The sequence below is a fragment of the Dorea sp. YH-dor226 genome (genome assembly GCF_039832105.1).
Taxonomy (GTDB): Bacteria; Bacillota; Clostridia; order Lachnospirales; family Lachnospiraceae; genus Dorea_A.
This window is the reverse complement of sequence record NZ_JBDOHS010000005.1, coordinates 58,905-72,562: the sequence shown is the minus strand read 5'-3', so window position 1 is coordinate 72,562 and position 13,658 is coordinate 58,905. Positions and strand designations below refer to the sequence as shown.

At 41.5% G+C, this 13,658-nt stretch carries 15 protein-coding genes and 1 other annotated feature; of the genes, 14 read left to right on the top strand and 1 reads right to left on the bottom strand.

Annotated features, from left to right (window positions below):
* Positions 1–114: 114 nt before the first annotated feature.
* Entirely contained in the window at positions 115–279 is a 165-nt protein-coding gene (locus ABE547_RS06060) for a hypothetical protein (protein ID WP_347377923.1), read from the top strand.
* Here ABE547_RS06060 and ABE547_RS06055 read toward each other — a convergent pair.
* Positions 249–473 (bottom strand): hypothetical protein, encoded by a 225-nt coding sequence (locus ABE547_RS06055; protein WP_347377922.1) that lies wholly within the window; start codon positions 471–473, stop codon positions 249–251. The two genes, ABE547_RS06060 and ABE547_RS06055, sit on opposite strands and share 31 nt — an antisense overlap.
* A gap of 98 nt (positions 474–571) precedes the next feature.
* On the opposite strand from ABE547_RS06055, the gene ABE547_RS06050 reads away from it, so the two are divergent.
* The 13 genes from ABE547_RS06050 (at position 572) to ABE547_RS05990 (ending at position 13,624) form a co-directional block, all read left to right on the top strand.
* Positions 572–1,078: an SEC-C metal-binding domain-containing protein gene (locus ABE547_RS06050; RefSeq protein ID WP_235250850.1), complete on the top strand. Its 507-nt coding sequence runs from the start codon at positions 572–574 to the stop codon at positions 1,076–1,078.
* A complete protein-coding gene (locus tag ABE547_RS06045) occupies positions 1,063–1,812 on the top strand; it encodes a YdcF family protein (protein ID WP_347377921.1) in 750 nt (249 codons plus the stop codon). Before ABE547_RS06050 ends, ABE547_RS06045 begins: the two co-directional genes overlap by 16 nt.
* A gap of 336 nt (positions 1,813–2,148) precedes the next feature.
* Positions 2,149–4,074, top strand: a complete 1,926-nt coding sequence (thrS, locus tag ABE547_RS06040) for a threonine--tRNA ligase (RefSeq protein WP_347377920.1) — start codon at positions 2,149–2,151, stop codon at positions 4,072–4,074.
* 82 nt (positions 4,075–4,156) lie between these two features.
* On the top strand, positions 4,157–4,480 hold the full coding sequence (locus ABE547_RS06035) for a DUF1540 domain-containing protein (RefSeq protein ID WP_347377919.1): 324 nt from the start codon (positions 4,157–4,159) through the stop codon (positions 4,478–4,480).
* A gap of 113 nt (positions 4,481–4,593) precedes the next feature.
* Complete coding sequence (locus ABE547_RS06030) at positions 4,594–5,985, top strand: AI-2E family transporter (RefSeq protein WP_347377918.1); 1,392 nt, start codon at positions 4,594–4,596, stop codon at positions 5,983–5,985.
* A 5-nt stretch (positions 5,986–5,990) separates the two neighbouring features.
* Positions 5,991–6,911, top strand: coding sequence for a homoserine O-succinyltransferase (metA, locus tag ABE547_RS06025; protein ID WP_347377917.1), 921 nt, complete (start codon positions 5,991–5,993; stop codon positions 6,909–6,911).
* Positions 6,912–7,027: 116 nt separating this feature from the next.
* Positions 7,028–7,294, top strand: coding sequence for a type II toxin-antitoxin system Phd/YefM family antitoxin (locus tag ABE547_RS06020; RefSeq protein ID WP_347377916.1), 267 nt, complete (start codon positions 7,028–7,030; stop codon positions 7,292–7,294).
* Positions 7,287–7,550 (top strand): Txe/YoeB family addiction module toxin, encoded by a 264-nt coding sequence (locus ABE547_RS06015; RefSeq protein ID WP_347377915.1) that lies wholly within the window; start codon positions 7,287–7,289, stop codon positions 7,548–7,550. Before ABE547_RS06020 ends, ABE547_RS06015 begins: the two co-directional genes overlap by 8 nt.
* 174 nt (positions 7,551–7,724) lie before the next feature.
* Positions 7,725–8,648 carry a site-specific integrase gene (locus ABE547_RS06010; RefSeq protein WP_347377914.1) on the top strand — a complete coding sequence of 308 codons (924 nt, stop codon included), beginning with the start codon at positions 7,725–7,727 and terminating at the stop codon, positions 8,646–8,648.
* 425 nt (positions 8,649–9,073) lie between these two features.
* Positions 9,074–10,459, top strand: coding sequence for a sodium:alanine symporter family protein (locus ABE547_RS06005; protein WP_347377913.1), 1,386 nt, complete (start codon positions 9,074–9,076; stop codon positions 10,457–10,459).
* 75 nt (positions 10,460–10,534) lie between these two features.
* Positions 10,535–10,789: a binding site (T-box leader), on the top strand.
* Between the two features lie 143 nt (positions 10,790–10,932).
* Entirely contained in the window at positions 10,933–11,952 is a 1,020-nt protein-coding gene (locus ABE547_RS06000; RefSeq protein WP_347377912.1) for an ABC transporter substrate-binding protein, read from the top strand.
* 24 nt (positions 11,953–11,976) lie between these two features.
* The gene (locus ABE547_RS05995; RefSeq protein ID WP_347377911.1) at positions 11,977–12,858 is read left to right on the top strand and encodes an ABC transporter permease; all 882 of its coding nucleotides are present in this window, start codon (positions 11,977–11,979) and stop codon (positions 12,856–12,858) included.
* On the top strand, positions 12,851–13,624 hold the full coding sequence (locus tag ABE547_RS05990; protein ID WP_347377910.1) for an ATP-binding cassette domain-containing protein: 774 nt from the start codon (positions 12,851–12,853) through the stop codon (positions 13,622–13,624). The genes ABE547_RS05995 and ABE547_RS05990 overlap by 8 nt, the downstream gene beginning before the upstream one ends.
* Positions 13,625–13,658: the final 34 nt, after the last annotated feature.

The window sequence follows — 13,658 nt, the reverse complement described above, 5'->3', positions numbered from 1 at the left end:
GGGCAGAGACATAATATCGACACAAAGTATGCATATAATACAATTATGAAAAATATAATAATAAAGTCGGGAAGACAAAGGGGGATCATAAATAATAGAAACGGAGGTATTATTATGCATACAGGAGAATGGAAGACCGAAAAGAACGAAGTGATATCGATGGAAGAATATCTGGCGAAAAGAAAGAAAATAAGGGAAAAAGAAACGAGATGCATGCTGGAAGGGTCAGAACTGACCCCTCTGGAGTACTATTTTGCGTCATCTTCATCCTGGTCCTGATTCTGATGGGTCTGGCGGTAGACCAGCATATAACCATATAAAAGAACCGGAAGAATTATTGTGGAGGCAATGGATGCCCAGAGAAGATTCAGAGCATTCGGACTGCCGATCAGAGCAAAAATCAGTGTGCATGCATACATGCCAAACAGTAGAAATGCGGCAATCAGTGCCAGAATACGTTTTACATTTTTCATACGAATCATCCTTTACATCTAATCAAGACTTTAGTATATTATATAGGGAGCAATCAAAAATTGCAAATGAATATAAGCATACAAAGGAGTATAAGAATATGAGTCGTACATTATTGGAGCAGTGGCATGACATTGCATATGATGAGAAAGCGGACAGAGGACAGCTTCAGAGATTCTGGTCCACATATTTTCAGATTGAAAAAGAGATCTATGAACAGCTGCTTGCCAGTCCGGATGAGGAAGTAAAAGGAACCGTAAAGGAACTGGCTGAAAAGTATGGACAGGAAGTTCTTACTATGGTTGGATTCCTGGATGGAATCAACGACAGCCTGAAAGAAGCGAATCCGATTGAGACAATGGATGAAGATACGGTAGTAAGTCTTGCATTTGATAAAGAAAAACTGTATAAGAATATGGTGGCAGCAAAAGCAGACTGGCTGTATGAACTTCCGCAGTGGCAAGAGATTTATTCAGAAGAAGAACTGAAAAAGTTATATAAAGAACAGAAAGAGTCAGGAACGATCCGTAAAGGGAAAAAGGTCGGACGTAATGATCCGTGCCCGTGTGGATCCGGTAAAAAGTATAAGAAATGCTGTGGAAGATAGCTCTGATCTTTTTGGGAATCATCAGCATAACCTATTATGTGGTTATCTGTGCGGTTCTTAAAAAATGGGATTCTACTTTTTCAAGATTCTGGCTGATTGCAGGAATTATCTGTCTTGCCGCTACAAAAGCGGTGGATGTTGGTGGGTTTTCGTATGTCGTTAAGGTGGGAATCGCTTTCCTGGCAGGGATATTTCTGCTTACTGAAGGAATCATTGTCAGAGGGATGTTCTGCAACCGTCAGAAGGAGTGCCATTATCTGATTATTCTTGGTGCGCAGGTGAACGGCCGCAGGATTACAGATTCTTTGCAGCGCAGACTGGATTGTGCTCTGTCATATCTTTCGCGCCATCCGAAGACAAGAGTCGTTGTATCCGGAGGGCAGGGAGAGAAGGAAGAACGGACGGAAGCAGATGCGATGGAAGAATATCTGCTCTGTCATGGAATTGAGAAACATCGTATTATTCTGGAAGAACGTTCCAGAACGACAAGAGAGAATCTGCTGTACTCGATGGAGCTGATCGGGGACAGAACAGAGCCTGTGGGCATTGTTTCGAATAATTTTCATTTGTACCGTGCATGCAGTTATGCCAGGCAGCTCGGATATACAGATCCTTGTCCGGTTAAGGCAGACTGTCATCCGGTACTGTTCATGAATTACATGGTAAGGGAATGTCTGGCAGTGTGGAAGATGTGGATGATAAAATTGTTGACAAAGAATTTGACGGTGTTATAATGATAACATATGAAAACACGATGACGAGACGAGTAGGTTGGGAAAGAAACGACAGAGAGAAAGGCCACCGGCTGCAAGCCTTTTGTTTTGGAACCTTCTGAAGACTACCTCTGAGTGGCTGCAAAACAGTCCGGTGATTCCGTTACCATCAGAATGAAGTGGTTCTGACATGTACATATGTCAGTTCAAGCAGGGTGGAACCGCGAGAAAAAGTGAACTCGTCCCTTACAGCAACAGGCTGTAAGGGACTTTTTTATATCATCGGAGCTTTTCAAAGAGTCCTTTCATGCCTGTGAAAAGCAAAAGAATATTTATAGAAAAGAGAGGAAACCAATCATGAAAATTACATTAAAAGACGGATCTTTCAAAGAATATGAAGGAAGCATGTCTGTACTGGATATCGCAAAAGATATCAGTGAAGGTCTTGCAAGAGCAGCAACTGCTGCAAAGGTAAACGGTGAGATTACAGATCTCAGAACAGAGATCAGCGAGGATTGTGAACTGGAACTTCTGACATTTGATTCAGAAGATGGTAAAGGTGCATTCTGGCACACAACATCTCATATCATGGCACAGGCGATCAAACGCCTCTATCCGGAAACAAAGCTTGCAATCGGACCATCTATTGACAATGGATTCTATTATGACCTTGACAGAGAGACTCCATTTGCCGCAGAAGATCTGGAAAAGATTGAAGCAGAGATGAAGAAGATCGTAAAAGAGGCTCTTCCGATCGAGAAATTTACAAAAACGAGAGAAGAGGCAATTGCATATTTTAAAGAAAAAGATGAACCATATAAAGTAGAGCTGGTAGAAGATCTTCCGGAAGGAGAAGAAATCAGTTTTTATCAGCAGGGAGAATTTGTAGATCTGTGTGCAGGTCCGCACCTGATGTCTACCAAGACAGTAAAAGCATTTAAGCTCACAAGTCTTGCCGGTGCTTACTGGAGAGGCAGTGAGAAAAATAAAATGCTGACCAGAATCTATGGTATTTCATTCCCGAAGAAAGCAGAGCTGGAAGAATATCTGCATATGATCGAAGAGGCAAAGAAGCGTGATCACAGAAAACTGGGAAAAGAGCTTGGACTGTTCATGATGTGTGACGAAGGTCCAGGATTCCCGTTCTTCCTTCCGAAGGGAATGGTGCTTAAGAATACCCTGCTGGATTACTGGAGAGATCTGCATAAGAAGAATGGTTATGTGGAGATCTCCACACCGATCATCTTAAGCAGACATCTCTGGGAAAACTCCGGACACTGGGATCATTACAAAGATAATATGTATACAACAGTGATTGATGACGTGGATTTTGCTGTAAAACCGATGAACTGTCCGGGCGGTATGCTGGTGTACAAGTCTGAGCCGCGCTCTTATAAGGATCTTCCGCTTCGTATGGGAGAGATCGGTCTGGTACACAGACATGAAAAATCCGGTGCCCTGCATGGATTATTCCGTGTACGCTGCTTTAATCAGGATGATGCACACATCTTTATGATGCCTGAGCAGATACGTGATGAGATCAGGGGTGTTACAAAACTGATCGATGAAGTGTACAGCCTTTTCGGATTTAAATATCACGTTGAACTTTCTACTCGTCCGGAAGACAGTATGGGAAGTGATGAAGACTGGGAGATGGCTACAGAAGGTCTGAAAGGTGCTCTGGATGACATGGGACTTGAATATGTGGTAAATGAAGGAGACGGAGCATTCTACGGACCAAAGATCGATTTCCATCTGGAAGATTCCATCGGAAGAACATGGCAGTGTGGAACGATTCAGCTGGATATGCAGATGCCACAGCGTTTTGATCTTGAATATACAGGAGCGGACGGAGAAAAGCATCGTCCGATCATGATCCACAGAGTTGCGTTTGGTTCCATTGAACGTTTTATCGGTATCCTGATTGAGCACTTTGCGGGTGCGTTCCCAACCTGGCTTGCGCCGGTACAGGTAAAGGTACTTCCGATCTCTGACAAGTATATGGAGTATGGAAAGAAGGTTCTGGCAGCACTTGATCAGGCAGGAATCCGTGCCGAGATTGATGAAAGAGCTGAAAAGATCGGTTATAAGATCCGTGAGGCACAGATGAATAAGATTCCGTATATGCTGGTAGTCGGAGCAAAGGAAGAGGAGCAGGATCTGGTTTCTGTAAGAAGCCGTTTTGCAGGAGATGAAGGACAGAAATCCCTGGATGCATTTATTGCTGATATCAAAGAGGAAATTGCTTCCAAGACACAGCGTGAAACTGTAAAAGAAGATTAATTACGGATTCTGGAGCAGCTCGAATAAAAGATAAAAAATCTGGCATAATAACTTTTGAAATATGAAAACAGGAGGTAATATTATGCCAGAATTAAAATGTACCGTACAGACATGTACACATAATCAGAATTTCTATTGTAATCTGGACAGTATTGTAGTTGGAGGAAGTTCTGCAAAACGGTCCGAAGAGACTTGTTGTGACAGCTTTGAAGAACGGAAAAACGGGTCTTCATACACAGATGTGACAGGAAATGAAGCATCTTCCAGGAGCAATATTGACTGTAAAGCGACAGAATGCATGTATAATAAGGAATGTAAATGTCATGCGGGAAAGATCAGTGTAGAAGGAAGTAATGCATGTCAGTGCGAACAGACAGAATGTGCCACATTCAAGTGTGGATGTTAGAAAAAGAAAGATAAGGAAAAGAGAAGTCGCAGGACTTCTCTTTTATATTGACGCAAATTTAGAAGAAGAGTATAATTATTTTAATTGTTTGAATGAAAAGGAAGATGATAGATATGAGCAAGGATAAATCCGATGAAAATACATATTATTCGAACAGTCCCAAGATCGGACGTAAAGGACCGTCAAAGCTGCGACAGCAGTTTAACAGAGGAATGACATATTTTCTGGTGGTTCTTGTCTGTATTCTGTTCTATTTTGCAATGCTGAGGATTGAGGCAATATCTAGGGTTGTAACCATGATCATGGATGTACTGAAGCCAATTATCTATGGATGTATCATTGCCTATCTTCTGAATCCGATTGTAAAGACGGTGGACAATCTGCTGGTACCGGCTCTGGAAAAAAGGATGAACAACAAAGAACGGGTCAGATCACTTTCCAGAGGTGCCGGTATCTTTACAGCGCTGGTGCTGCTGGTCGTGTTGATTGTAGCTTTGTGTAATCTGATGATTCCGGAATTGTATTCCAGTATCCGGAATCTGATCATCACGCTTCCGGGACAGCTGAATGAACTTGTAAATCGATTCAGCAATGTGACCCTGGATGATTCAGCGATGACAACTGTTATGAAGGCAGCATTTAAGGAGGGAACAGCGACCTTTCAGAACTGGCTCAGAACAGACCTTATGGATATGGTAAATGAAGTGATGTCACAACTGACATTTGGGGTGATCAATCTGCTGAGTGAACTGGTGAATGCACTGATCGGGGTGATCGTATCCATTTATGTGCTGTACGGAAAGGAGAAGTTTGCCTGCCAGGCGAAGAAGGGTGTCTATGCACTTCTTACTTCTGAACATGCCAATATCGTACTTCATCTTGCTACGAAGACCAATGAGATATTTGGAGGGTTTATTATCGGCAAGATGATTGATTCAGCAATTATCGGAGTATTATGCTTCTTTGGTCTTTCTATTATGAATATGCCTTATACACTTCTGGTCAGCGTGATTGTAGGTGTGACGAATGTGATTCCGTTTTTTGGACCTTATATCGGTGCAGTACCGAGTGCAATTCTGATCATGTTGTCTGATCCGATCAAGGGATTATATTTTATTATCTTTGTTCTGATCCTGCAGCAGTTTGACGGAAATATTCTGGGACCAAAGATCCTTGGTAACTCTACCGGTCTGTCTGCATTCTGGGTAATTGTGGCCATTCTCCTGGGAGGAGGTCTGTTCGGATTCTTAGGTATGTTGATGGGGGTACCGACATTTGCGGTGTTGTATTACATTGTAAAACTGATTCTGGATAACCGGCTGGAAAAGAAGAAGCTTCCGGCAGATTCGGGATATTATGATACGATGAGTTATGTAGATAACAATGGAAAGTATGTTCATTTGAAGTCACAGGTCAGCTGCGATGATTATGTTCACCCGCAGCCGGGAACGGATGAAGATGAACGGGATGAAAAGAATGAAAATAATGAAGAAGAAGGGGAATAGTGATTATGCCGATCAGAGTGCAGAATGATCTTCCGGTAAAGGAAATACTTGAAAGTGAAAACATATTTGTAATGGATGAGCATAGAGCAACGCATCAGGACATCCGTCCGATCAAGATCGGGCTTTTGAATCTGATGCCACTGAAAGAGGATACAGAGCTCCAGATTCTGCGATCTTTATCGAACACGCCGCTTCAGGTGGATGTGACTTTTGTTATGGTATCAAGTCATCAGGCGAAAAACACGTCTCTCAGTCACCTGAACAAGTTTTATCAGAAATTTGAGGAAATCAGGAATCAGAAATTTGATGGATTTATTATTACAGGTGCCCCGGTGGAACAGATTCCGTTTGAAGAAGTGGATTACTGGGATGAACTTACAGAGATTATGGAGTGGACGAAGACGAATGTTACGTCAACACTTCATCTGTGCTGGGGAGCGCAGGCCGGAATCTATTATCATTATGGAATTAATAAGGTGCAGATGGATAAAAAAGTATTCGGGGTGTTCTGGCACAGGGTATTGAATCGTAAGATTCCACTCGTGAGAGGATTTGACGATGTTTTCCTGGCACCACATTCACGTCATACAGAAGTGCCTATGGATCAGATTCGTGCGGATCAGAGACTGACGGTACTTGCAGAATCAGAGGAAGCAGGACTTTTCCTTGCAATGGCAGAAGATGGACGTCAGATCTTTGTGATGGGACATCCGGAGTATGACAGAGTGACTCTGGATGGTGAGTACAAACGGGATCTGGGAAAGGGACTTCCGATAGAGATTCCGAAAAATTACTATCCGGATGATAATCCGGACAATAAACCACTGCTTACCTGGAGAGCTACAGCGAATAATCTGTATACAAACTGGCTGAATTATTATGTCTATCAGGTAACGCCTTATGATTTGATGGGAACACCTTTTTAAATCCAGAGTAACGATTAAGAAAAGGGGCATAATATATAATAGAAGTGTTGACGTACAGAATAATGTACGATATAATATGTGTACAGAAAACTGTACGTGAATAGGGGGTGCATATCGTGTTAGCGGTGAATTATACGACACTTCGTGAAAATATGAAATCTTACATGGACAAAGTTACGGATGATTATGAAACAATGATTGTTACCCGGAAGGATAATAAAAATGTGGTAATGCTTTCGGAAGAATCTTATAATAATTTGATGGAAAATGTTTATATTATGGGAAATAAAGCAAATTATGATTGGCTGATGGAATCCAAAGCACAGTTAGAGAATGGAAATATTTCAACACATCATCTTATAGAGGCAGACGCGGATGAATAAAGTATTTACTGAAAACGGTTGGAAAGATTATGTATACTGGCAGACGGAAGACAGAAAAACACTGAAAAAGATAAATATTCTTATAGAAGATATTTGTAGAAATGGGAATGAAGGAATCGGAAAGCCTGAAGTGTTATCTGGAAATTTATCTGGATTCTGGAGTAGACGGATTAATGACAAAGACCGATTGATCTATAAGATTGATGAAAATAATGTATATATCTTAGCATGCAGATATCATTATGGGGACAAGTAAAATATAAAAGCACCAACGGAAGAAAAGAATAAACTTCCGAAGGTGCTGTTTTTTTGTTCTGATGGATATCTGATATTATGATTTACTTGAATTATGTTATAGTATGATATATACTTATAACATATATGTGGATGGTCCGCTTGCGCGGACATTCAACAAGGCGGAGGGATAAAAATGAACAGCCTATACGCATCGCGGCTTGTAAGTCAAGTAATATGGCCGGATTTTACTGCACATTTTAAAAGTCATACGACAGAGGCATCTTACCGGACTGATATATCAGAGATCATGGAGTATTTTCATAAAGATTTTCTTGAAATTGAAAAGTATGAGATACAGGAATATTTTTACTTTCTGAAACATAAGGTAGAACAGAAAGAGATAAGACCCGCAACAATGTCAAAAAAGTTTCGGGAGCTTCATTCTTTTGCTGAGTATGTGTGTGAAAATCGCGAAAAATACAAAGTGAAAGAGGAATATCAGGATGAGTACTCCCCATATCTTCGGCAATTATCGAAGCAGGAAAAATATGCTAGGACAGTTCCGGTTGTGCATATGGATAAACTTTTAAAAGCAGCGGAAGATAATCTTATGGAGTACTGTGTTCTGACTTTTCTTCTTCGCATGGGTCTTACATCTACAGAAGTAATGCAACTGAAAATGGAAGATCTGGCATGGTATGCGAACGGAATGTATGCATTAGTTCAGGGAAGAAAAAGATTATGCTATATTCCGGAAGATGTGTGCAGAATTTTGGAAAGATATTTGGAAGAGCGAAATCCGGATGAAAAAATCAGATCTCAGACCTATCTGTTTTGCAACAGAAGGGGAAATCCATTGAATCCGATGTATATCAGCCGCATGATGCGAAGATATGAAGAGAAAGCAGGAATCCCGCATTATAGCGCTCAGAGTGTGCGAAACAGCTGTGCAGTTACATTATTTGCATATGGAGCATCTGAAGATCAGGTTGCAGATCGGATGGGAACAACGAAAATACAGATAAAAAGATATAAAAATCTCGCATATCAGGATCAGCTGCAGCAACATGCCGAGCAACTTGTAAAGCTCAGAGTGGAACCGCCATCTGAGCGATAAAGGAAATGCTTTGGAGAAAGTGCCGGATACATCTGTTTGAAAAGAAAGACTTGCATAATCATACATCTCTATGATAAAATATTCGTAAATTACATGTAATGAAGATAAGAAAAAAACTCCAAGGATGGAACTCCCGGGAGTTTTTTGTGTTTAAAAATAGTCTGAAAATTCCAACATAATGTCAAGTTATTTATTTAACGAGCAAATATGTGAAGAATAGTGTTGCGAAAATGGTTATAATAACGAAATATATGTTTAATTAATAACAATTATTGAAATATTCAATATATTAAGGTACAATCTAATTAGGTGATACATTAAGAGAGTACCGACAGCAGCTGCCGATACTCTTTTGTATTATTATAGCCATTGAAACAAAAAGTGCATGTACAAAGCAAAGAAAAAAAGAGAAAAGGGGGAATAGTATGCTGGAAGCTATTAATTCTGTAGTAAATGCTATTAACGGTGTTGTATGGGGATGGCCGATGATCATCCTGTTACTGGGAACACATGTATTTCTGACATTACGGACCGGGTTCATTCAAAGGTATACCATTACAAAAGGTATCAAGTTGTCTGTTACCAAGGATCCGGAAGCAGAGGGTGAAGTATCACAGTTTGGAGCCCTGGCGACTGCTCTTGCGGCAACGATCGGAACTGGTAACATCGTTGGTGTAGGTACGGCGATTGCTCTTGGAGGACCCGGAGCTGTATTGTGGTGCTGGCTGACAGGTGTATTCGGTATTGCTACGAAGTATGCAGAGTCTTATATTGCTGTAAAGTACAGAGTTAAGACAGAAGACGGCCGTATGCAGGGCGGTGCAATGTATGCGCTGGAAAGAGGGCTGAATATGAAATGGCTTGGAATGTTGTTCGCACTTTTTGCAGGACTCGCATCCTTTGGTATTGGATGTGCCACACAGGTTAATTCCATCGCAGAAGTATGTAAGACCAACTTCAATATTCCGCCGGTAGCCGTTGGTATCGTGATTGCAGTTCTTACGGCAGTCGTTATCTTTGGTGGAATTAAGTCAATTGCAGGTGTATGCGAGAAACTGGTTCCATTTATGGCGGCATTCTATGTAATCGGATGTATTATCATTTTAGGTATGAATTATGATTACATCCTTCCTGCTATTGGCGTTATCTGTAAACTGGCATTTACACCGGGCGCAGCAGCAGGTGGTCTTGTAGGAGCAGGTATTACAATGGCAATCCGGTTTGGCGTTGCAAGAGGACTGTTTTCTAATGAGTCAGGTCTTGGTTCTGCTCCAATCGCAGCAGCAGCAGCACAGACAAGAAATCCGGTTCGTCAGGCGCTGGTATCTTCTACCGGAACATTCTGGGATACGGTTGTTGTATGTCTGATGACAGGTCTTGTACTTGTAACTACGATTATGAAAAATCCTTCTATCAATGCAGATTCTGTGGATAACGGAGGACAGCTGACATCACTTGCATTTGGACAGATTCCGGTGATCGGGCCTATCATTCTGACACTTGGTATTATCTGTTTTGCATATTCTACCGTTCTTGGATGGGCATATTACGGAGAGCGTTGTATTGAATACGTATTGGGCAAGAAGGGATTGATTCCATATCGTATTCTGTATGTCATCGTTGCCGCGATTGCACCGATCGTAGCGCTGGATCTTGTATGGCTGATCGCAGATACTCTGAATGCTTTGATGGCTATTCCGAACCTTGTGGCAGTATTGCTTCTGTCAAATCAGATGGTACAGGATACAAAGAAGTATATCAATGATCTGGATGCAAAGGATGATACACCGATTCCGATCATTAAAGATTAATAATGACCAAAAAATAGTAACTTTGGATTGACAAATGCACTTTGTTGAAGTAAAGTAGTTATCATAAAAAGAATACATAAACCGTTGAGAAAGAAGAGTAGCTTACAGTGTGACATATCAGAGAGCAGCAGGTGGTGGGAGTGCTGTATGAGATCGGTAAGTGAATGGCCTTTCGAGGGCAGCTGGAAATCCGTATTAACAGGAAAGTATAGTATGTCGGGAACCGAACCCGTTATCAATCAGGAGTGTATGTTAGTACATGAGGAAAGTGGACGATTCGTCAATTTGAGTGGTACCGCGATAATTTATGATATAATTACCGCCTCAAACCTGTAGGTTTGGGGCGGTCTTTTATTTACGCGTACAATGAGCTAAAGTCTGTGCTCATCTCAACTTTCTCTCCTAACAGGTGGATGCTGGCTTATGCATTCCACAACATCAAATAGTTTAACAAAGAAAAGGAGAACGAAACAATGAAAAAAAGAGTAGTAGCAGGATTATTAACAGTAGCAATGGCAGTGGCAATGATGTCTGGATGTGGAAAATCTCAGGATACGGCAAGTGAAACAGCAGAGGAATCTTACACATTGGGAATTATTCAGTTTGCAGAACACGGTTCTCTGGATAACTGCCGGGAAGGATTCTTAAATGGCCTGGAGTCAGAAGGAATTGTAGAAGGTGAAAATCTGACGGTAGAATATAAGAATGCAACTGCTGATATGGGAAATGCAAAGCAGATCTCAGATGGTTTTGTATCTGATAAAGTGGATATGATCTGCGCGATTGCGACACCGACTGCACAAAGTGCATATAATGCAGCTATGAATGAAGGTATTCCGGTTATCTATACAGCAGTTACCGATCCTATTGCTGCAGAACTTGCAGGAAAAGATGGAAAGCCGGTTGGAGAAGTGACAGGTACTTCTGATAAGCTTCCTGTAGAAGAGCAGTTAAAAATGATCCGTGCAATGCTTCCGGATGCAAAGAAACTGGGAATCATGTATACAACAAGTGAAGCAAACTCTGTATCCGCAATAAAGGAGTATGAGGAACTGGTAGAAAAATATGGTTTTGAGCTGGTAGAAAAAGGAATCACATCTACAGCAGATGTAGCTCTTGCAGCAGATGACCTGGTAAGCCAGGTAGACTGTATCACAAACCTGACAGATAATACGGTGGTTGCATCTCTTCCAACAATTCTGGAAAAGGCAAATGAAAAGAATGTTCCTGTATTTGGAAGCGAAATTGAACAGGTAAAAATCGGATGTCTTGCAGCAGAAGGAATTGATTATCTCGCTCTCGGTGAACAGACTGGTAAGATGGCAGCACAGGTTTTAAAAGGTGCAAAGAAAGCATCAGAAATAGATTTTGAAACGATTACAACACCGGGCTTTTATGTAAACTTAAAGGTTGCAGAAAATCTTGGAATTACAGTTCCGGATGAACTGGCAGAGACAGCAGTGGAAAGCTTCAGCGAGATTACTGCAGAATAAATAGTATGTTTTGGGAGGCGCCTCATGAGTTTTATCATATCCATATTAGAGCAGGGACTGATCTATGGGATTCTTGCACTTGGTATATATATCACATATAAGATTCTGGATTTTCCGGATCTTACAGTCGATGGAAGTTTCCCGCTGGGGGCAGCGATTACAGCTGCCCTTATCACGCGTGGAATCAACCCGTACCTGACATTGCTTCTGGCATTCTTGTCAGGTGTTCTGGCAGGAATCTGTACCGGACTGATTCATATCAAATGTAAAGTCAGAGATCTGTTATCAGGAATTATCATGATGACGGCATTATGGACCATCAATCTCTACATCGCAGGAACGTCGAATGTTCCGTTGTTTTCACAGAAAACGATTTTTCATAATGACCTGCTGGATCAGATCGTACCGGAGGTATTGTCTCCATATATTACGTTGATTATTATATTGATTCTTGCTATGATATGTAAGGTATTACTTGATCTGTATCTTCAGACAAAGTCAGGATACCTTCTCAGAGCAGTCGGAGATAATGATACACTGGTTGTATCCCTTGCAAAGGATCAGGGCAATGTAAAGATCCTTGGTCTTGCGATTGCAAACGGACTGGTATCTCTGGCCGGGTGTATATTTGCGCAGGAGGAGAGGGTATTTGAAATCTCCATGGGTACCGGAGCTATGGTAATCGGGCTGGCGAGTGTAATTATAGGAACCAGCATTTTCAAAAAGTTTTCTGTCTTAAAAACGACATCTGCAGTTTTGATCGGGTCTGTGATCTATAAGGCATGTGTGGCGATTGCGCTTCGTAACTTTGAACCACAGGCAATGAAGCTGATCACTGCAGTGTTATTCCTGATCATTTTGATCATCAGCATGGAAAGAAAGACGAAGGTGAATAAGAATGCTTGAATTAAGAGGAATCCATAAGTATTATAATCCGGGCACTGTCAACGAGATGTGTCTGTTTCAGGACTTCAATCTGACAATTGAAAAGGGAGACTTTATGGCAGTTGTCGGAAGTAACGGTTCCGGAAAAACTTCCATGCTCAATATCATCTGCGGAAGCATTCCGATAGAGCAGGGACAGATACTGATTGGCGGAGAAGATATTACAAAACAAAAAGAATATAAGAGAAATACGAGAATTGGCCGGGTATACCAGAATCCGGCTATGGGAACGTGTCCGTCCATGACGATTCTGGAAAATATGTCTCTTGCTGACAATAAAGGAAAGACGTTTGGGCTTGGAAGAGGTACAAACAAAGCAAGGATCGATTACTATCGTGATCAGCTCAGACAACTGAATCTCGGACTGGAGGATAAGCTGAATGTAAAAGTAGGATCTCTGTCCGGAGGTCAGCGCCAGGCGATGGCTCTTCTCATGTCAACGATGACTCCGATTGAATTTTTGATTCTTGATGAACATACAGCGGCCCTGGATCCCAAAACTGCGGAGCTGATTATGGAGCTGACAGATCGGATCGTAAAAGAAAAGCAGCTTACGACGATCATGGTAACTCATAATCTGCGGTATGCGATTGAATACGGAAATCGTCTTGTCATGATGCATCAGGGAGAAGTAATACTCGATAAAAAAGGAGAAGAAAAGGCACAGATCGTAGTTGATGATGTACTTAAGCTGTTCAATGAGATCAGTATAGAGTGTGGCAATTAACGGGCTCTGTGTGTATGGAGAAAGGAAACAGCAA

What these genes read in the sequence shown, in the direction of transcription:
- ABE547_RS06050 (WP_235250850.1), top strand. Translation starts at nt 572, where the DNA reads ATGAGTCGTACATTATTGGAGCAGTGGCATGACATTGCATATGATGAG.
- ABE547_RS06035 (WP_347377919.1), top strand. Translation starts at nt 4,157, where the DNA reads ATGCCAGAATTAAAATGTACCGTACAGACATGTACACATAATCAGAAT.
- ABE547_RS06010 (WP_347377914.1), top strand. Translation starts at nt 7,725, where the DNA reads ATGAACAGCCTATACGCATCGCGGCTTGTAAGTCAAGTAATATGGCCG.
- ABE547_RS06005 (WP_347377913.1), top strand. Translation starts at nt 9,074, where the DNA reads ATGCTGGAAGCTATTAATTCTGTAGTAAATGCTATTAACGGTGTTGTA.
- ABE547_RS05995 (WP_347377911.1), top strand. Translation starts at nt 11,977, where the DNA reads ATGAGTTTTATCATATCCATATTAGAGCAGGGACTGATCTATGGGATT.
- ABE547_RS06015 (WP_347377915.1), top strand. Translation starts at nt 7,287, where the DNA reads ATGAATAAAGTATTTACTGAAAACGGTTGGAAAGATTATGTATACTGG.
- ABE547_RS06055 (WP_347377922.1), bottom strand. Translation starts at nt 473, where the DNA reads ATGAAAAATGTAAAACGTATTCTGGCACTGATTGCCGCATTTCTACTG.
- ABE547_RS06030 (WP_347377918.1), top strand. Translation starts at nt 4,594, where the DNA reads ATGAGCAAGGATAAATCCGATGAAAATACATATTATTCGAACAGTCCC.
- ABE547_RS06000 (WP_347377912.1), top strand. Translation starts at nt 10,933, where the DNA reads ATGAAAAAAAGAGTAGTAGCAGGATTATTAACAGTAGCAATGGCAGTG.
- metA (WP_347377917.1), top strand. Translation starts at nt 5,991, where the DNA reads ATGCCGATCAGAGTGCAGAATGATCTTCCGGTAAAGGAAATACTTGAA.
- ABE547_RS05990 (WP_347377910.1), top strand. Translation starts at nt 12,851, where the DNA reads ATGCTTGAATTAAGAGGAATCCATAAGTATTATAATCCGGGCACTGTC.
- ABE547_RS06060 (WP_347377923.1), top strand. Translation starts at nt 115, where the DNA reads ATGCATACAGGAGAATGGAAGACCGAAAAGAACGAAGTGATATCGATG.
- thrS (WP_347377920.1), top strand. Translation starts at nt 2,149, where the DNA reads ATGAAAATTACATTAAAAGACGGATCTTTCAAAGAATATGAAGGAAGC.
- ABE547_RS06045 (WP_347377921.1), top strand. Translation starts at nt 1,063, where the DNA reads ATGCTGTGGAAGATAGCTCTGATCTTTTTGGGAATCATCAGCATAACC.